Annotated in this window: 16 protein-coding genes; 8 read left to right on the top strand and 8 right to left on the bottom strand. The window is 70.2% G+C overall.

Going from position 1 to position 17012, the window contains the following annotated elements; all coding sequences use genetic code 11:
- Positions 1-1683 (bottom strand): arginine--tRNA ligase, encoded by a 1683-nt coding sequence (locus tag AC2DGY_RS11235; protein WP_484509770.1) that lies wholly within the window; start codon positions 1681-1683, stop codon positions 1-3.
- Positions 1684-1925: 242 nt separating this feature from the next.
- The gene (locus tag AC2DGY_RS11240) at positions 1926-2738 is read right to left on the bottom strand and encodes a transglutaminase-like domain-containing protein (RefSeq protein ID WP_484509771.1); all 813 of its coding nucleotides are present in this window, start codon (positions 2736-2738) and stop codon (positions 1926-1928) included.
- A 146-nt stretch (positions 2739-2884) separates the two neighbouring features.
- Here AC2DGY_RS11240 and AC2DGY_RS11245 point away from each other — a divergent pair, with 146 nt between their 5' ends.
- A complete protein-coding gene (locus AC2DGY_RS11245) occupies positions 2885-3718 on the top strand; it encodes an SGNH/GDSL hydrolase family protein (protein ID WP_484509772.1) in 834 nt (277 codons plus the stop codon).
- A 36-nt stretch (positions 3719-3754) separates the two neighbouring features.
- Here the strand turns inward: AC2DGY_RS11245 and AC2DGY_RS11250 are convergent, their stop codons facing one another.
- Positions 3755-3913 carry a hypothetical protein gene (locus AC2DGY_RS11250; RefSeq protein ID WP_484509773.1) on the bottom strand — a complete coding sequence of 53 codons (159 nt, stop codon included), beginning with the start codon at positions 3911-3913 and terminating at the stop codon, positions 3755-3757.
- 144 nt (positions 3914-4057) lie between these two features.
- Here AC2DGY_RS11250 and AC2DGY_RS11255 point away from each other — a divergent pair, with 144 nt between their 5' ends.
- Entirely contained in the window at positions 4058-4276 is a 219-nt protein-coding gene (locus AC2DGY_RS11255; protein ID WP_484509774.1) for a hypothetical protein, read from the top strand.
- A gap of 103 nt (positions 4277-4379) precedes the next feature.
- Positions 4380-4709, top strand: a complete 330-nt coding sequence (locus AC2DGY_RS11260) for a hypothetical protein (protein ID WP_484509775.1) — start codon at positions 4380-4382, stop codon at positions 4707-4709.
- A gap of 70 nt (positions 4710-4779) precedes the next feature.
- On the opposite strand, the gene AC2DGY_RS11265 is transcribed toward AC2DGY_RS11260, so the two are convergent.
- Both AC2DGY_RS11265 and AC2DGY_RS11270 read right to left on the bottom strand, forming a co-directional pair.
- Positions 4780-5892: a DNA glycosylase AlkZ-like family protein gene (locus AC2DGY_RS11265; protein ID WP_484509776.1), complete on the bottom strand. Its 1113-nt coding sequence runs from the start codon at positions 5890-5892 to the stop codon at positions 4780-4782.
- Positions 5893-5949: 57 nt separating this feature from the next.
- Positions 5950-6288 (bottom strand): sugar ABC transporter ATPase, encoded by a 339-nt coding sequence (locus AC2DGY_RS11270; protein WP_484509777.1) that lies wholly within the window; start codon positions 6286-6288, stop codon positions 5950-5952.
- Positions 6289-6443: 155 nt separating this feature from the next.
- Here AC2DGY_RS11270 and AC2DGY_RS11275 point away from each other — a divergent pair, with 155 nt between their 5' ends.
- The gene (locus tag AC2DGY_RS11275) at positions 6444-7283 is read left to right on the top strand and encodes an SDR family oxidoreductase (protein WP_484509778.1); all 840 of its coding nucleotides are present in this window, start codon (positions 6444-6446) and stop codon (positions 7281-7283) included.
- 43 nt (positions 7284-7326) lie between these two features.
- Here the strand turns inward: AC2DGY_RS11275 and AC2DGY_RS11280 are convergent, their stop codons facing one another.
- A complete protein-coding gene (locus tag AC2DGY_RS11280) occupies positions 7327-8094 on the bottom strand; it encodes a LuxR C-terminal-related transcriptional regulator (RefSeq protein WP_484509779.1) in 768 nt (255 codons plus the stop codon).
- Between the two features lie 400 nt (positions 8095-8494).
- On the opposite strand from AC2DGY_RS11280, the gene AC2DGY_RS11285 reads away from it, so the two are divergent.
- The 4 genes from AC2DGY_RS11285 to AC2DGY_RS11300 all read left to right on the top strand — a co-directional run bounded on the left by AC2DGY_RS11285 (position 8495) and on the right by AC2DGY_RS11300 (position 12930).
- Positions 8495-10027, top strand: coding sequence for a Cys-Gln thioester bond-forming surface protein (locus tag AC2DGY_RS11285; RefSeq protein WP_484509780.1), 1533 nt, complete (start codon positions 8495-8497; stop codon positions 10025-10027).
- Positions 10024-11526 (top strand): Cys-Gln thioester bond-forming surface protein, encoded by a 1503-nt coding sequence (locus AC2DGY_RS11290; RefSeq protein ID WP_484509781.1) that lies wholly within the window; start codon positions 10024-10026, stop codon positions 11524-11526. Before AC2DGY_RS11285 ends, AC2DGY_RS11290 begins: the two co-directional genes overlap by 4 nt.
- A gap of 99 nt (positions 11527-11625) precedes the next feature.
- On the top strand, positions 11626-12453 hold the full coding sequence (locus AC2DGY_RS11295; protein WP_484509782.1) for a universal stress protein: 828 nt from the start codon (positions 11626-11628) through the stop codon (positions 12451-12453).
- 69 nt (positions 12454-12522) lie between these two features.
- The gene (locus AC2DGY_RS11300) at positions 12523-12930 is read left to right on the top strand and encodes an HIRAN domain-containing protein (protein ID WP_484509783.1); all 408 of its coding nucleotides are present in this window, start codon (positions 12523-12525) and stop codon (positions 12928-12930) included.
- A 34-nt stretch (positions 12931-12964) separates the two neighbouring features.
- On the opposite strand, the gene AC2DGY_RS11305 is transcribed toward AC2DGY_RS11300, so the two are convergent.
- Together AC2DGY_RS11305 and AC2DGY_RS11310 are read right to left on the bottom strand one after the other, a co-directional pair.
- Positions 12965-14167 carry a Fic family protein gene (locus tag AC2DGY_RS11305; protein WP_484509784.1) on the bottom strand — a complete coding sequence of 401 codons (1203 nt, stop codon included), beginning with the start codon at positions 14165-14167 and terminating at the stop codon, positions 12965-12967.
- Positions 14168-14184: 17 nt separating this feature from the next.
- Positions 14185-16944 (bottom strand): cation-translocating P-type ATPase, encoded by a 2760-nt coding sequence (locus AC2DGY_RS11310; RefSeq protein ID WP_484509785.1) that lies wholly within the window; start codon positions 16942-16944, stop codon positions 14185-14187.
- Positions 16945-17012 lie beyond the last annotated feature (68 nt).

The following is a 17012-nucleotide window of genomic DNA, read 5'->3' on the forward strand; positions in this document are numbered from 1 at the left end:
CTACATCCGTTCGGGCGCACTGACCCCGAGCAGATCCAGACCGTTGCGCAGCACCTGGCCGGTGGCATCGTTGAGCCACCGGCGGGTGCGGTGCAGGGTCTCGACGGGCTCGTCACCCAGCGGGATCACGCGGCAGTTGTCGTACCAGCGGTGGTAGAGGCCGGCGAGCTCCTCGAGGTAGCGGGCCACCCGATGCGGTTCCCGCACCTCCGCGGCGAACGCGACCGTGCGCGGGAACTCCTGCAGCGCGCCCAGCAGCGCCGACTCGGTCTCGTGCGAGAGCAGCTCGGGTGCGAACTCCGACCGGTCCACGCCCGACGCCTCGGCGTTGCGGGCCACGTTGTGAGTGCGGGCGTGCGCGTACTGGACGTAGAAGACCGGGTTGTCGTTGGTGCGCTTCTGCAGGATCTCGGGGTCGAGCGTCAGCGGTGAGTCGGCCGGATAGCGCCCGAGGGAGTATCGCAGCGCGTCGGTGCCGAGCCATTGCCGGAGGTCGTCGAGTTCGATGATGTTGCCGGCGCGCTTGCTCAGTCGCGCGCCGTTGATCGACACGAGCTGCCCGATGAGCACCTCGACATCCTTGTCCGGGTCGTCGCCGGCGGCACCGGCGAGCGCCTTCAGGCGGTGCACGTAGCCGTGGTGATCGGCGCCGAGGAGATAGATCTTGTGCGCGAATCCGCGGTCGCCCTTATTGAGGTAGTACGCGGCGTCGGCGGCGAAATACGTGTACACGCCGTTGGCGCGGCGGATGACGCGGTCTTTGTCGTCGCCGAAGTCGGTCGTGCGCACCCAGACGGCGCCGTCCTCGTCGAAGACGTGCCCCTGGGCCCGCAACCGCTCCACCGCCTCGTCGACGAGGCTCGGACCGCCGCTCTCCGGTGCTGCGTGCAGGACGCGCTCGGAGAACCAGACGTCGAAGTGCACGTTGAATGCCTCCAGCGAGGCCTGGATCTCGCCCAGCTGCAGCTGGTAGGCGCGCTCGGTCACGAAGGCCAGTTGTTCCTCCGGCGACGCCTCGAGCACCCCGCCGGGCTTCCCGGCGAAGGGGGTGTCACGCACGCGGTCGGCGAGGACCTGGATGTATTCCCCCGCATAGCCGTCCTCGGGCGCGGGCTCCCCGAGCACCGCAGCCAGGACGGAGCGACCGAACCGCTCCATCTGCGCCCCCGCGTCGTTGATGTAGAACTCGCGCACGAGGGTCGCGCCGCTAGCGAGGAGGAGGCGTGCGATCGAGTCCCCCAGCGCCGCCCACCGCGTGTGGCCGATGTGCAGCGGTCCCGTGGGGTTCGCCGAGACGAATTCGAGGTTGATCGTGTTCCCGCGCTGGGACTCGTTCGCACCGAAGGCCGCGCCGGCTTCGACGATCGTGCGCGCGAGGGCTCCCGCCGCCGCCGCATCCAGGCGGATGTTGATGAACCCCGGGCCGGCGACCTCGACGCTCGCAATGCCGTCGACCCCGGCGAGTGCCTCGGCGATCTCGGCGGCGAGCTCACGCGGGTTGGCCCCGACCGCCTTGGCGAGTTTGAGCGCTGCGTTGGAGGCCCAGTCTCCGTGGTCACGGTTCTTCGGACGCTCCAGAGGAAGGTCGGCGGCGCTGAGACCCGCTGTCGAACCCTCTCGTCGAGCCTCCGCGACCGGTGTCACAACGGCGAGCAGAGCGGAGGAGAGGGCGTCGGGATCCATAGCCTCTTCATCCTACGTTCGCGCCGGTGGGCGAACCTGCGCGTGATCGGATGCCTGCGGCGAGTCCGGACACGGGTGGGGCGAGCGGTCCGCCGGTCCCCCACGGCGGACCGCCCATTCCCCCTCGGTCAGTGACGACCGATGACGACAGGCTGGCAGAGCACCCGCAACGAAAGCGCAAGACAAGCGCAAGACGAGCACAAGATCTTCCCCGCCGCGGAGAGCTCCCGTTTCGCCACGGGTCAGGCCATCCGGACGAGCGACAAGTGGTCGTCGGCGCCCCTCTCCGCGGTGGAGCCGTCCGCGGCGAGCCGGGCATCGACGTACATCCGCTCGAGACCGACGTTCCCGCCGTGATAGCTCAGGAATGCGCAGTCCGCGGCGTCCCGTCCGGTCGCGATCCGCACGAGGGAACGCCGGTCGGCCAAGCGCGTCGCGTCGATGACGTACCAGGCGCCATCGAGGTACGCCTCGGCCACTGCATGGAAGTCCATGGGCTCGAGGCCCGGGGCGTAGCACGCCGCGTAGCGGGCGGGCACATCCATCGCCCGCAGAAGAGCGATCACGACGTGGGCGTAGTCGCGGCACACCCCCTGGCCACTCGCGAGCGTCGCGACGGCACTGTCGGTGCCGAGACTGACGCCCGGGGTGTACGTCACGCCGGATGCGACGAATGAGGACACCGCGTCGACGAGGTCGACCCCGTGGAGGCCGCGGAACTGCCGGCGCGCCTGGCCGAACACCTCGTCGGACTGGCAGTACCGACTCGGGCGCAGATAGGTGATCGCGTCCAACTCCCCTGGCAGTTCGGCCGGGAACGACCCCTCGATCGTCGCGGAGTAGCGCACCTCGAGCGGACCGGCATCCGCCGTGAAACGGTGCAGGCGGCTGCCGGCGGCATCGATGATCTCGGTCGCCGTATGGCGCCGGTCACCCTGCGTGAACGTCAGTGATTCGGTGACGACGGGTGCGCCCTGAGCGGCCGTGATCTGCAGGACGAGGTCGACGGAGCCGCCGAGTTCGAGGTCCAGCTCGGCGGTGACGAGGCGCTTCACCGGGCAATCCTCGCATGCCGTCGGCCGCCCCCGATCGTGCGGATCGAGCCGCCGCGATCCCGGCTGCAGGCTGCGGAGGTTCGACGATTCCCCCGGGTTCCGAATCCGGCGTGTCGGCAGCGCGCACGATCATCTACACTCTGCGCGTGACCTCGCCCGCGCTGAGCCGACCACGCCGGCGGCCCCGATGGCCCTTCGTCGTCCTCGCGCTGATGGTCATCATCGTGTGCGCACTCGCCGGGTGGCGCCCCTGGACGCAGCCGAATGCGGTGGTCTCCGCGAGCGGAGAGTCCGCGCCCGTGGCCGCCGCCCCCGCGGCACTGGCGCTGCCGGATGACCCGCGCGTGCTGATCTTCGGCGATTCGTGGACCTACGGCTCGGCCGCATCCGATCCCGCACTCGGCTACGCCTACGTCCTGGGGCAGACCCTCGGGTGGGACACGGTCGTGGACGGCGTGCGCGGAAGCGGCTACCTCAAGCCCGGTTGGGACGGCGGATCTTTCGGCGAGCGCATCGCCGCTCTCGACCCGGCCCTCGACCCCGATCTCGTGATCGTCGAGGGGTCGATCAACGATCGCCGCCTGCCGGCGGAGGGCTACGGCGAGGCCGTCACGGCGGCGTGGGACGCGCTCGCCGGGCTCTACCCCGACGCCACGATCGTCATCCTCGGACCTGCGCCGCAGGTGCTGCCCGTCGAACCGGCGACCGCCCGCATCGACGGCGACCTCGCCGCCCTCGCCGAGGCGCGCGGATGGTGGTACATCTCGCCGATCGCCGAGGAGTGGATCACGTCGGAGAACTACCTCGCCGTCATCGATACGAGCGATGTCGGCCGGGATCACCCCTCCACGGCGGGACACGCCTACCTGGCAGAGCGCGTGGCGGAATCCCTGGCCTCCGTCTCGGCTCCGACCGACGTCATCGCCGACGCGCCGATCGATTCCACCTCCGGCGGCGTGCTCGAACCGTCCGGCGACTGAGCGGCCTCGCTCACCCCGGCCACCGCGCGGGCACCGTCACGTCTGGCGCCGGATGAAGCGCATCAGCCACGCGATGACGGCCAGCACGAGGATGACGACACCCACCCACAGGAGGAACTTCACCGCCTCCACGAAGATGCCGAGGAGGAGGAGAACGACGCCCACGATGAGAAGGATGACTGCGAGTCCGGCCATGACCCGACACTCCCCTACCGATGGTCCTCGCATCCAGGGCTTGACACCGTCGGCGTGACAGCGCGTACACCGCGGGTCTACCGCCGACAAGCCCCGCTGCCTGCTGCGTTCGGCGGCGTACCGTCACAGGTCGAAGGAGGCATCATGACCGATTCCACCCCCCTGCCGGCCGCCGCACCGGGCGATGACGACAACGCCGAAGCGGTACCGGCCCCCGACGACGACCCGAGCGGCTCGAAAGCGCCCACCGGCGACGACGCGCCGACGGGCGGCGACGAGCTGACCGAGGACAACCTCCAGGCCGACAACGCCGTGGAGGAGGACATGCTTCGGGCACTCGATCCCGGCGCCCCCTCCGCATGACACGCCGGGAGGGACGCGTTACTTCGCTTGACTGATAGTTAGGATGCCTAGTAATCTTGCTGTCGAGGAAGTCGCCCGACCTCCCGTCGTCCTAGGAGCCCGCATGGCACACCTCGCACTCGTCGCGCTCGCCGATATCGCCTGGTCCGAGGTCGAGCCCGGGTTCCATGTGGGGTCGCGCCAGGGCGAGTTCGCCGGCTTCGTCGAGAAGACGTCCGACGGGTCGTTCGTGGCCTTCGACGAATACTCCACTCCCATCGGACGGTTCTCCCGCCTGCGCGACGCGCAGAGCTCGCTGTCGACCACCACCACGCCGTCGAACGAGCGCCGTCGCGCGCGGATGCGCCGCGTCAGCCAGACCGCCGCCGCCGTCGCGGGTGGCCTCGCCGGCACGATGGCGCTGACGGCAGGGGTGCTGGCTCCCTACCTCTGAGCCGGCGGATCCCCGGGCGGTAGCCCGCTCCATCGGGCCATCTGGGCTCGCGGGGGGCCCACCGAGCGGGCTAACGCGCGTCGACCACGGTCAGCCCCAGCCATTCCCCCAGCTCGGCGATCTCGGCCCGCACCATGTCCTCCTCCTCCGGCTCGAAGGGGAGGAACTCGTGGACCGCGTTGACCCGGAGGACCTCCCGGGGGCGGTCGACCTCCGCGTCGAGCATCCCGATGAAGCGGTCTCCGAACAGGATCGGGTGCGCGAAGTACCCGTACCTGCGCTGCGCCTTCGGCTTGAACTGCTCCAGCACGTACTCGAACTCGAAGATCTCGCTCAATCGGGGGCGGTCGAACAGCAGGCTGTCGTAGGGGTTCAGCACGGCCACCCGCCCGCCCGCATCCTCGTCCTCCAGGGCGGCCACCGCCTCGGGGTCGACGCGCCATTTCCGGCTCGAACCCTCGATCTCCGCCGACTCCCCGGCCTGGCCGATCGGGGTCCACGGCGAGCGCTGCTTCGCCAATCCCGCCGCTTGCAGGCGCCGGTGATGGCGGAGGTGCTCGGCCTCGTCATCGCTGTACTCGGGCAGGTCGTCCGGGTACACGCGTTCGGCGAGGTCCCACCGGCGGTGGCGGCCGTCGCGTCCGTGGACGGCGACCACGCCTTGCCGCATGAGGAACTCCAGCATGTGCGGCACCGGGTTCGCCCCGGACCATCCGTCAGGCGCTCGCCGCACCTGAGCGGTGTCGGGGATGTCGCTTGCCAGCAGCGGGCCCTCGGCTCGGAGCCGCGCCACGACATCGTTCTTGAACCGTGCGTTGGCTTCGAGCCACTGCCTGCTGCTCTCGCGCTGCGGCCACCGTCGCATCCACGGGAGGAGGAGAGGAAGGGAGCTCATGGCCCGGAAGGTGCCGTCGAATTCGAACAGCAGGCGGTCGACCTCCACCGCCTTCCGCAGCTGGCCCGGCTCGTAGGACCAGCCGATGCGAGACCACAGCATGGTGTGCTCGGCGGGGGCGATCGTCGCCGTCGGGTCGATCTTGATGTAGTCGAGCTGCTCGGCCACTTCCACGACGTCGCCCGGGCGGTCGGCATCCAGGAGCTGCGCGCGCACGATGATGCGGCGGGCCTGATCGAGCGTGAGGCGGTGCGTCACGCCACTGACGTTAGCGCCCCCTCCCGACATCTCCGCGGGGCGTGGACCGCCGGGTGGCCCGGAAGGGGCGCCACCCGGCGGTGCCGATCAGTAGTCCTCGGGCGCGAGGTCGCCGTTGCCGTCTTCGCCGAGCTCGGCGATCTCCGGGTCCTGCCCCTGCGTCTCGGGCTGCTGCCACTCGGCGGCGAGGTCTTCTGCCGGGATCTCGTCGTCGGGCGCCGGGATCTCCGCCGGGTCGGCACCGGTCGCCGTCGCCGGGGCGAGGTCGTCCGGCGAGGCTCCCGCATCCAGGGCGGTGGTCGCGTCCCACTCCGCCTGGGCCGGGTCGATCGCGGGGTCCGGCTCGATCGATGTGTCTCCGTCGCGCAGCGGTTGGATGCTGGGATCCTCGATCTCCGCGAACGAATCAGACGTGGTGTCGCTCATCATGCTCCTCTCGTTGCATCCATCGAACGAGGTCGGATGCCCGCACCGGGGGGCCTTGACAAGGGCAGCCGGGATGTCAACCCCGATGGCGAAATGGCCGGGATGCTGTCCAGTCGTAGGAGGCAATCCCCGTTTCCGAACCCAGGAGGTCGCGCATGAACCAGCCCGCGCAGCAGCAGCCCGTGCCCGGATCCGATCAGAAGATGGATCCGAAACCGGATTACGGCCAGGACAGCTACCGCGGCTCCGGCCGCCTGGAAGGCAAGGTCGCCCTCATCACCGGCGGCGACAGCGGCATCGGCAAGGCCGTGGCCCTCGCCTATGCGCGGGAGGGCGCCGACGTGGCCATCAGCTACCTCAACGAGCACGAGGATGCCGAGGAGGCGAAGAGGTTCGTCGAAGACGCCGGCCGCAGAGCCCTGCTCCTCCCCGGCGACATCTCCGACCCCGCGCACTGCCGGTCGCTGGTCGCTCGTACCGTCGAGGAGCTGGGTGGGCTGGACATCCTCGTCAGCAACGCGGCATTCCAGATGGATCACCCGAGCCTGGACGAGATCTCCGACGAGGAGTGGGACTACACGTGGGCGACCAACGTCAGCGCCTACTTCCACCTCGTGAAGGCGGCCTTGCCGCACCTCAAGCCCGGAGCATCCATCATCGGCTCCTCCTCGATCCAGTCCGACCAGCCCTCGCCGAACCTCCTCCCCTACGCCGCGACCAAGTCGGCGATCGCGAGCATCACCGCGTCGCTCGCGCAGATGCTGGGCGAGCGAGGGATTCGTGCCAACAGCGTCGCACCGGGGCCGGTGTGGACGCCGCTCATCCCCGCGACGATGCCGCCCGACACCGTCGCGAGCTTCGGCGAGCAGACACCCCTCGGCCGCGCCGCGCAGCCCGCCGAGCTCGCGCCGGTGTACGTGATGCTCGCCTCCGACGAGGCCAGCTACGTCTCCGGTGCGCGCATCGCCGTGACCGGCGGGAAGCCGATCCTCTGAGACCGGTCGGCGGCGGTCCCGGTCGAGGTCCCGCCGCCGACCTTCATTTCCGGGCCGGGTCGCCCGCGACCCGGCCCGCGACATCCCCGGAACCGGCCGAGCCTTCCGAGTAGGTCGCATGCCCGTTGTGGGTCATCTCGTAGATGGCGGCCTGAGTGCGGCGCTCGACCTGCAGCTTGGCCATCAACGCGGAGACGTAATTCTTCACCGTCTTCTCCGCCAGGCCGAGCCGGTTTCCGATCTGCCTGTTCGTCATCCCCGTCCCGATCAGTTTCAGAACCTGCTGTTCGCGGGTGGTGAGCTTCGGATCCTGAACCCGGACGACCATCGGCACGGCACCGGCGTCGAGGGGGAGGACGCTGGCTCGCGTCATCATGCGCTGCCCGCGCGCCACCCGGCGGATCACGTCGAGGAGAACCCGGGCACGCACGTCGTCCGTGAGATAGCCGTGCGCGTTCGCGGCCTCGGCCGCGCGGCGTGCCTCCTCTCGGTCGGAGCGACCGAAGATCACGCACCGGGCGCGCCGGTTCTTGGCCCGGATCGTGCGCGCCAGGTCGATCGCGCCATCGTCGGGGAGAGAGACGTCGATGATCACGACGTCGGGGCGACTGCGCGCGACTCGGCGGACGCTTCCCGTCACCGCCTCGGCTTCTCCCACGAGATCCAGGCCCGGCGTGGTCTCGAGAAGATGTCGGAGCCCACGGCGGACGATCTCCCGGGAGTGGATGAGGAACACCCTCACCGTCGCGGTCTCAGGATTCGGCGCACCACCAGGGCCGACCACGTGCGCGGTCTCCGATTGTCCGGACATGGCGGCACCTCCCGTCCAGATATTGGGCACAGGATAAGCACGATTTCGCGGTTCCGTAAAGGGCTTCCGCCGCCGCCGATCTGTGCATCGGCCAGGGTCGGATGGCGGCTCGCCCAGGGGACTGTGGACCCCACTGCCGGGCCACGTCGGGTCGGCCGACGGCGCCGACTGCGGGACCTTGGGCCCTACTGCGAGGCACGGAAAGCGGCTTCACTGAGAATCCCATGACAATGCCCCCTGGACTCGCTAGGAACGACGCCGTCACCGGCGGGCGGCAGCGCCGGTCGGTCTCGACGTGGTCTTGGCCGCGGCCGCGCGGGCGGCTCCCGACCGGCTGAGCCGGACCCGAAAACCCGGGCGCCCGCGCTCACCCTTCCCCTCCCCCCGGAAAGGCCCCCCCTTGACCGCTGCGCCTGCGACCCACCGCCGCCCGCCCCTGCGTCGACGACCGACCGCCCGATTCGGCCTCATGGCGGTCGTCGTCTCCCTGGCTATGCTGATCGTCCCCGTTGGCGGAGCGGCCAACGCGTGGATCGAGGACGGTGCGCCGGTCATCGAGTCGCCGGACGGGCCGGACACCGCGATCGAGTTGGCGTCCACCGGCGCGGGCCAGAGGATCAGCGGCGGATATCCGGCCACCGCCGTCGTGCCGGATCCGCAAGCGGACTACCCTGCCGCACCCCCCGCGGGGTATACCGTGCGGAGCGGGTTCGCCGGCGTGCTCAACGTGGCCCGCGTCTCCGATCTGACCCAAAGGGGGCAGGTGTTCTGCATCAGCGCTCGCACCCCCGCGTACGTCGGTGTCGGGTACGAGTCCGGCTCCTGGAGCGAGTCGGAGGTAGCGAACCTCGGGCAGGTGGCCTACATCCTGAACAACTACTACCCGGCCGTCCCCGGCGCCCCGGCCACGCTGGGCACGCCGAACCAGCGCGCCGCCGCGGTACAGGCGGCGATCTGGTACTTCACCGACGGCTTCGTGCTCGACCCTGCCGACAGCGTCCGTGCCGCCACGGCCGAGATCATCGCCGACGCGCAGGGGAACTCCCCGGCCCCGGAGCCTGAGCTCCCGCTCGCCATCACTCCGGCCTCGAGCTCCGTGGGGGTGGGCTCCCTTGCCGGACCGTTCACCGTCACCGCCGACGCCGCGGCGGTGACCCTCGCTGTCCCCGCCGGATACGCCATGTACGGCAGTGCGGTCGGGGGCACCCCTCTCCCCAACCCGTACACCACCACCTCGGGCGCACAGGTGTGGGTCGGCAGCGAATCCGGCGCGGCCGATACGACGGTCCTGACCGCGACCGCATCGGTCGCCGTGCCGCGTGGCCGGGTCTACCTCTACGACGGCCTGGCCCCGGGCCTCCCGGAGTCCCAGCCTCTCATCCTCGCCGAGACGGCCCAGCTGGAGACGACGGCGACGGCGCAGGCGACCGCCGAGTTCTTCGCCGTGGCCGGCCTCACGATCACCAAGGCCTTCGCCGGTGACGCCGTCGGCCAGCAGGGAGCGATGGAGCTGGTCGTCGACTGCGGCGACGGGGTTCCGCGTTCGACGACCATCCCAGCCGGCGCGTCCACGACTCAGTCGTTCCCGTTCCCGGGTATTCGGGTGGGGGCCACGTGCGTCATCACCGAACCGACGACGGGTGCGACCACCGCGGTGGATGTGACCAGCGACGCGCCTCAGCAGGTCGTGATCACCGACACGGGCGCGACGGCGACGATCACCAATACCGTGACCCGGCGTGGGGATGTGCCCGGGGTTCTCCCGGCGACGGGCACGGAAACTCCGTTCCCGCTCTTGTGGGGCGGCCTCGCGGGGCTGCTGGGGGGCGCCCTCCTGATAGCTGCGCGTCTGACGCTCCTCCGCCGACCCGGGGCGACCGCCTTGGTCGTAGCCGCGCTGGTCCCCCCACACCGACGAAAGGCCTCCCCGTGACCTACTCGCGCCCCCGTCTTCGATCCCGGAACCCCGGCGGACGTCTGCCCGCGTCCGTCCTCTGGGCGACGGCCGCGATGGCCGCGATGGCCGGGATGGCCGCTCTCGCCTTCGTCTTCCTCCCGGTCGGTGGGTCTGCCCAGGCGAGGCTCACCGAGGAGTCTCCCATCATCGAATCGCCGGACGGACCGAACACCGATATCGAGGTGACCGGCGTCGGAACCGGAGCGAGGTTGACGGGAGGGTATCCGGCCACTCCGACGCCGCAGGATCCGACGGCGCCCTACCCCGCTGCACCCCCCGCGGAATACACCCAGGGCGGCGGCCTCACCGGGCTGATCAACACCGCGAGCGTGACTGATCCGGCACTGACCGCGGAGATGTACTGCATCGACGTCCGCGTCGGGACCCTGATCGGCGGCGGTTACGAGAACGGAACGTGGGACGAATCGAACGTCCAGAACCTCGGGTACGTCGCCTACATTCTGAACAACTTCTACCCCGCGGTCCCCGGCGAACCGGCGGGTCTGTCCGAAGGCGAACAGGCCGCCGCCGTGCAATCGGCCATCTGGTACTTCACGGACGGCTTCATCCTGAACGCAGGCTTGCCGATGCGGGCAGCGACGGCAGAAATCATCGCGGCCGCGCAGCTCAACGGCCCTGTGACCGAGCCGCCTCCCCCGGCGGTGTCCATCACCCCGCCCGCTGCCGCCGCGCCGGTGGGGTCGGCGGCCGGCCCGTTCACCGTGGCAACGGACGCCCCCAGCGTGACCCTCTCAGTACCCGACGGGTACACGATGTACGGTGACGCGGCGGCCACCGCTCCTCTCCCCAACCCCTACCCGACCACCTCGGGGGCCCAGGTGTGGGTGGGCAGCGGAATCGACGCGGTAGACCAGACGCTGCTGAGCGCTCGAGCGGTCGTGCCCGTCCAGCGCGGGCGGGTGTACCTCTATGACGGTCTGGCACCGGGCGTCGATGAGTTGCAAAAACTCGTCCTTGCCGAGACGGCCACTTTGGAGGCCACCGCCCAAGCGCCTGCGGAGTTCTTCGCGGCGGCCAGTCTGACCGTCAACAAGGCCTTCACGGGCGCCGGAGTGGGGCAACAAGGGGCAAGTCAGCTGACCGTCGATTGCGGTGACGGCGTGGCACGGGTAGCGGACCTCCCCCAGGGCGCGTCCACGACCCAGGTCTTCACCTTCCCGGGCATCGCCGTCGGCGCGACCTGCGTCATCGCTGAGCCCGCGACCGGTGCGACGTCCATGGTGGATGTGACGACCGACGCGCCTCAGGAGGCCTTCATCACCGAGACGGGGGCAACGGCGACGATCACCAACACGGTGACGCGCCGCGCAGAGGTGCCCGGGGTGCTCCCGGCCACGGGGGCGGACACTCCCGCGCCTCTCCTCTGGGCCGGCGCCGGCGGCCTGGTGGTCGGCTCGCTGCTGGTCATCGCCAGCCTGACGCGACGCAGGCCCTCCGCGGCGTCCCCGCGGTGACACGGGACTCGGTGACGCGCGACGGAGCGGTTGAGCACCGTCCCGGCGCTGTACCGGGTGTGGATGTCACACCGATACGCTGGCCGCGGAGGCATACCCATGAACGGAACGATCCTGGTCGGGATGACCGAGTCCCCAGCGGCGCGCGCGGCGGCGGAGTGGGCTGCCCAGCGCGCGTCCGATCGCGGCGATCGGCTCGTGCTGATGTCGGTCGTCGGCGGCGCGCTCGGCGTGGTCGGCGAGGGTGACGTCCTGGAACACGCCGTCGAGACGACCCGGGCGCAACTGGAGCGTGAAGCCGAACGGCTCGGCGCCGTGGAAGTGCGCGTCACGCGTGGCAAGCCGGTGGAAGAACTCCTGACCGCGTCCGAGACTGCCGACCTCCTCGTGATCGGCAGCGACTTCCGCGGCCCCCGATCAGGGATCACTCGTGGCCCCCATGGCGTGCGGGTCGCCGCCGGTTCATCGTGCCCGGTCGTCGTGGTACCCCAGTTCGACCTTGCCGGCCGCACCGGCGTGGTCGTCGGAGTCGACGGCTCCGAACTGTCGGAGGCCGCGATCCGATTCGCCGCCACCGAGGCGGATCGGCTGGGCGAGCCGCTGATCGCCGTCAGCGCGTGGACGCCCATCACCGCGACGCTCGGCGTGATCACCTACCCCGACGACTACCGCGAGAACGCGCGACGGCTGACAGAGGAGGCGATGGGGCTCTCCCTCGCCGGTCTTGCCCAGGACTACCCCGACCTCGAGGTGCGACGAATCGTCGAAGCCAGCGATCCCGCGACACTCATCAATCGCGTGGCCGCCGACGCCCGCCTGGCAGTCGTGGGGTCTCGCGGGCGGGGAGCCGTCGCGCGCTTCCTGCTCGGGTCGACCAGCCACGATGTGCTCCTGACCCTCTCCACGGCCACCGCAGTCGTCCGCTGACACGCCGCGCGGTGCCTGGGGACGGGCAGGCCGGGTGGTCTCACAGGTGCCGGCCGATACCGTCGATACATGCCTGTGTGGTGGGAACGCGTCCGACACCTGCTGTCGATGCCTGCGCTCGACCACGGGACGCTTCCCGACCTGCGCGCACTTCAGTCGACCCGAGTGCGGGTCAAGGGCACCCAGTACCGCGTTCACGATCCGGAGCGGGGCCTCGCCGGCGATCGGCTGTACGTCCTGCGGCGGGAGCCCGGCAATCGACGCCACTCCGCCGCCATCGCGGTGTATGCGGAGGGTCGTGGAATCGGCTATGTCTCGACCGTGCGAGCCGAGCGGATGGCGCCGTTGCTGGACCGCATCGGGGGTGCTGCCCTGGTGAACGGGGTCGGCGCGGACACGGACAGCATCCGGTTATGGGTCGACCTCCCCGACGAGGATGTCCTCCGGGACTTCGTTCATTCCTACCAGCCGGATTGAGCCCTCACGCCTCTGTTGCCCAGACGGCCTCCTGTCACCGGCCGGCGCGCATGCGCTCCTGAATACGCCGGTCGAGGTCGTCCAGCTCGGTCAGCACGTCGGTTGCCACCCACACTCGGCCGCGCTTGCGCGCGGTGACCTCGCGGATCACGCCGGCCGCCTCGAGCCGCTCCACCGCCTGGTAGGCCTGCGCGCGCCCTGCTCCGGAGAACCGTTCGACCTCCGCCGCTCCCATTGCCGGGTGCTCCGCGAACGCGGGGATGAGCGCGGCAGCGGCAGACCCCCGCCTCGGCTTCGCCGCGGCGCCCCACGCCTCGGGGAGCTCCTTCACGCGGACGGCACCCACACGCGATTCGGTCGCGGCGACGCGCGCGCAGTTCGCGACCAGGACGATGATCGGCGAGGGGTCGCCGTCCCGGTACGCCACGAGCGACTCGAGGTACTCCTCCGGCCGCGCAAGCAGGCCGCAGGTCACCGGCACGAGCGCATGGCTGCTCACCCCCCGCCGCCGTAAGGAGGCACCGAGGAGTGCACGACCGATGCGGCCGTTGCCGCGCACGAACGGGCGGATGGAGAGGAACTGCGCGTGCCCGATGGCAGCCTGCACGATCACCGGGACGTCGTCGCGGTTGAGATACGCCACCAGATCCGCCAGCAGCGCCGGTACCCGAGCCGGAGTCGGTGGCATGTACGCCGCGTCTCGCGGAGCCCCGGCAGAGCCGATCCAGGTCTGCGTGTCGCGCACCTGGCCGGCGACGCCCTCCTCAGCGCCTGCGAGAAGCACCGCATGGGCAGACCGGATGCCGTCGACGGTGAAAACCCCGTGCGCGTCGATGCTCCCGAGCAGGGCGTCCAGCGCCTCGCCGGCTCGAACCGCCCGCCTCGCGTTCTCGTGGTCGCCGAGCCCCGCCTCCGCCTTCGCGTACTCAGCGGGGCTCACGCCGATGCCGTCGATGCGGGAAGAGGCGATCGACTCGCATCGGATCATGAACCGCCGCACGGCCGCCGGCGCGCCTGCAGCTCCGGTGTCTGCCTGCGCGACCGCGATGAGCGCAGCCTCGCAGGTTCCGACGGTGCGCAGCGACGGAGAGTAGTCCAGGGCCGCGATGGTCGGAGGAATCGCGGCATCGATGGGGACGCTGCCCGAACCGTCTGCGGGGTCCTCGTACGCGTCGCGCGGCAGGGTCTCCGATCGGTGCGCCGGCCATACCTCAACGAATTCACCGAAGGAGTTCATAGCCGTACTCTGCCACGTTATTCCGGCTTAGCAGTCCTAACCGAGACTGAACCGCCCCCGGGAGCCTGCCGCCGCGGTCGGCGCTCCGCTGCGATGGCGAACGCCTTCTCCACCTCGACCGCGACGAAAATGGCCGCCGACAGTGCTCCCACGCGGAGCCACTCCTCCGGGCCGAGCGGTGCCGTGTGGAACCAGGCCTGCATGAACGGCGCGTAGATCAGAAGCAGCTGAAGGACCACCAGCACACCGATCGAGTACCACACCACGGGATTCCCGCTCAAGACACGCCACGTGAAGCCGCTGCTGCGCAGGAACCTCGAATTGAAGAGGTACGCGACCTGGGCGAAGACGAGCAGCGTGACCGCGCTGGTCTGGGCCACCGCGAAGGGCGCACCAGTGTTCATCTCGTAGAAGAACACCCCCGTGGATGCTGCGGCGATCAGCAGGGCCGCCCACCCCACGCGAGGCAACAGAATGCGATCGATCACCGGCCCCTGGGCATCCCGGGGTGGACGCTGCATGATGCCCCGCTCAGCCGGCTCGTACGCGAGAGCGATCGACAACGTGACCGCCGTGACGAGGTTGACCCACAACACCTGCGTCGGTTGCAGTGGCGGGACATACCCGACCAGCACCGCGGTGAGGACGACCAGCGCCTGCCCGAAGGTCGTCGGCAGGATGAACATCAGCGACTTCTGGATGTTGTCGAAGATGCGGCGGCCTTCCGACACCGCACGCTCGATGGTGGCGAAGTTGTCGTCGGCCAGGACGATATCGGCGGCATCCTTGGTCGCCTCGGTGCCAGTGACGCCCATGGCGATCCCGATGTCGGCGCGGGCGAGGGCGGGCGCATCATTCACGCCATCGCCTGTCATCGCGACGACCTGGTCGCGGGATTGCAGCGCCCGCACAACCCTGATCTTGTGCTCGGGGCTGGTGCGCGCGAACACGTCGACGTCCGGGGCGATGTGGGCCAGTTCGGCATCGCTCATGGCGTCCACCTCCGCGCCGGTCACCACGAAGGGCGCAGCACGGAGCGCGATACCGAGGTCTCCGCCGATCGCCGCGGCGGTCACGGCGTGGTCGCCGGTGATCATGGTGACGCGGATGCCGGCATCCCGGCACTCGCGGATCGCGCGGATCGCCTCGGGGCGTGGCGGGTCGGCGATGCCGACCAGTCCGAGGAAGGTGAGATCGCGGACCGTAGCGGGGCCGAGCACGTGCGAGGGGGACGCCGGAGCCGAGGCCGCGGCCAGGGTACGCAGACCTCTGCCGCCCAGCTCTGCGATCACGGCGTGCCATCGGCCGGCGTCCAGCGGCCGCACCGTTCCGTCCGGGGCGAGCTCATCGCGGCAGCGCTCGAGCAGACGGTCGGGAGCGCCCTTGGCGATCATGTGCACCACCCCGTCGGCGTCGCGATCGAGCACAGCCATGAACTTGAGCGCCGAGTCGAAGGGCAGCTCGTCGAGCCGGGTACGGCCCGCCGGGTCATAGCCCAGCTTCCGGGCGAGCACCACCAGACTGCCCTCGGTCGGCGCGCCCACCACGGTCCACGCATCGCCGTCGCGCCGCACCGCTGCGTCGTTGCACCGCGCCATGGCCGATACGAGCTCGCCGAGGTCAGGCGCATCCGTCAGCGTCACCACGTTGCCGTCCGAACCGCGCACCTCGCCCTCCGGACGATAACCCTCGCCCGCGACGGCGTAGGTGTCGGCCGGTGTGACGACAGCTCGCACCGTCATCTCGTTGAGCGTGAGCGTGCCCGTCTTATCCGAGCAGATGGTCGTCACGGCCCCGAGCGTCTCGACGGCGGTGAGCTTCCGCGTGATTGCCTGCCGCTTCGCCATCTGCTGCACGCCGAGCGCGAGGGTGATGGTCACGATGGCCGGCAAGCCCTCCGGAACCGCGGCCACCGCGAAGGTGATCGCCGAATCCAGCAGCGACTCCGGCGACTGGTCATGCAGAACCAACCCGACGACCGTCATGACCGCCGCAGTGACGAGGATGAGGACTGCGATCTGCGTGCTGAGCGCCGCGAGCTGTCGGGTCAGCGGCGTCGTGAGGGGCTGCGCCTCGGCGATCAGGCTCTGGATGTGTCCGATCTCCGTGTCACCGCCCGTCGCGGTGACGACGCCGTCCGCGCTGCCACGCGTCACGAGCGTTCCCGAGTACGCCATTCCGACACGATCACCGATCCCCGCATCGGGGATCGTCGCCTCGGTCGATTTGGCAACGGGCACCGACTCGCCCGTGAGGGCTGACTCGTCGATCTCCACCTGCGACGCGGACACCAGGCGCATGTCGGCGGGCACCTTGTCTCCCGCCCGGACGCGGACGATGTCCCCGGGCACCACGTCCTCCGCGGGGATCTCTGCCCAGCGGCCATCACGGCGAACGCGCGCCGACAGGGAGAGCATGTCGCGGATACCGGCGAGCGCCCGCTCCGCCTGCCCCTCCTGGAGGAACCCGATCAGTGCCGTGACGACGGCGACGGCGAGGATGACGCCGAAGTCCAGCCAGTCCCGGTAGACCACCTTGATGACCGCCGAGGCGAGGAGGATGTAGATGAGGATGTTGTGGAAATGGCCGAGCAGTCGCACCAGCGCCGGGCGGCGTCGCTGCTCGGGCAGCCGGTTCGGTCCCCCCTCCGCCAGCCGTGCCGTCGCCTCTGACGTCGACAGGCCCGCGCGGGACGAACCCAGCTCCTCCAGCACTGTCCGGGGAGCCTGGGCGTAGGCGTGGTCCGCAAGAGTACGGACATGAGCGTCGTGGGCCATGGCCTCTGCACCCTACGCGTGCGGGGAGTCCGCGGGTAGGGTCCCCGGTGACTTCGTTGCCCCTCGCC

This window comes from Microbacterium sp. Z6_144 (assembly GCF_057197625.1).

Coding starts and splice junctions, on each gene's coding strand:
- AC2DGY_RS11235 (WP_484509770.1), bottom strand. CDS start 1,683: ATGGATCCCGACGCCCTCTCCTCCGCTCTGCTCGCCGTTGTGACACCG.
- AC2DGY_RS11250 (WP_484509773.1), bottom strand. CDS start 3,913: ATGGCCGGACTCGCAGTCATCCTTCTCATCGTGGGCGTCGTTCTCCTC.
- AC2DGY_RS11255 (WP_484509774.1), top strand. CDS start 4,058: ATGACCGATTCCACCCCCCTGCCGGCCGCCGCACCGGGCGATGACGAC.
- AC2DGY_RS11260 (WP_484509775.1), top strand. CDS start 4,380: ATGGCACACCTCGCACTCGTCGCGCTCGCCGATATCGCCTGGTCCGAG.
- AC2DGY_RS11265 (WP_484509776.1), bottom strand. CDS start 5,892: ATGTCGGGAGGGGGCGCTAACGTCAGTGGCGTGACGCACCGCCTCACG.
- AC2DGY_RS11270 (WP_484509777.1), bottom strand. CDS start 6,288: ATGAGCGACACCACGTCTGATTCGTTCGCGGAGATCGAGGATCCCAGC.
- AC2DGY_RS11275 (WP_484509778.1), top strand. CDS start 6,444: ATGAACCAGCCCGCGCAGCAGCAGCCCGTGCCCGGATCCGATCAGAAG.
- AC2DGY_RS11280 (WP_484509779.1), bottom strand. CDS start 8,094: ATGTCCGGACAATCGGAGACCGCGCACGTGGTCGGCCCTGGTGGTGCG.
- AC2DGY_RS11295 (WP_484509782.1), top strand. CDS start 11,626: ATGAACGGAACGATCCTGGTCGGGATGACCGAGTCCCCAGCGGCGCGC.
- AC2DGY_RS11300 (WP_484509783.1), top strand. CDS start 12,523: ATGCCTGTGTGGTGGGAACGCGTCCGACACCTGCTGTCGATGCCTGCG.
- AC2DGY_RS11305 (WP_484509784.1), bottom strand. CDS start 14,167: ATGAACTCCTTCGGTGAATTCGTTGAGGTATGGCCGGCGCACCGATCG.
- AC2DGY_RS11310 (WP_484509785.1), bottom strand. CDS start 16,944: ATGGCCCACGACGCTCATGTCCGTACTCTTGCGGACCACGCCTACGCC.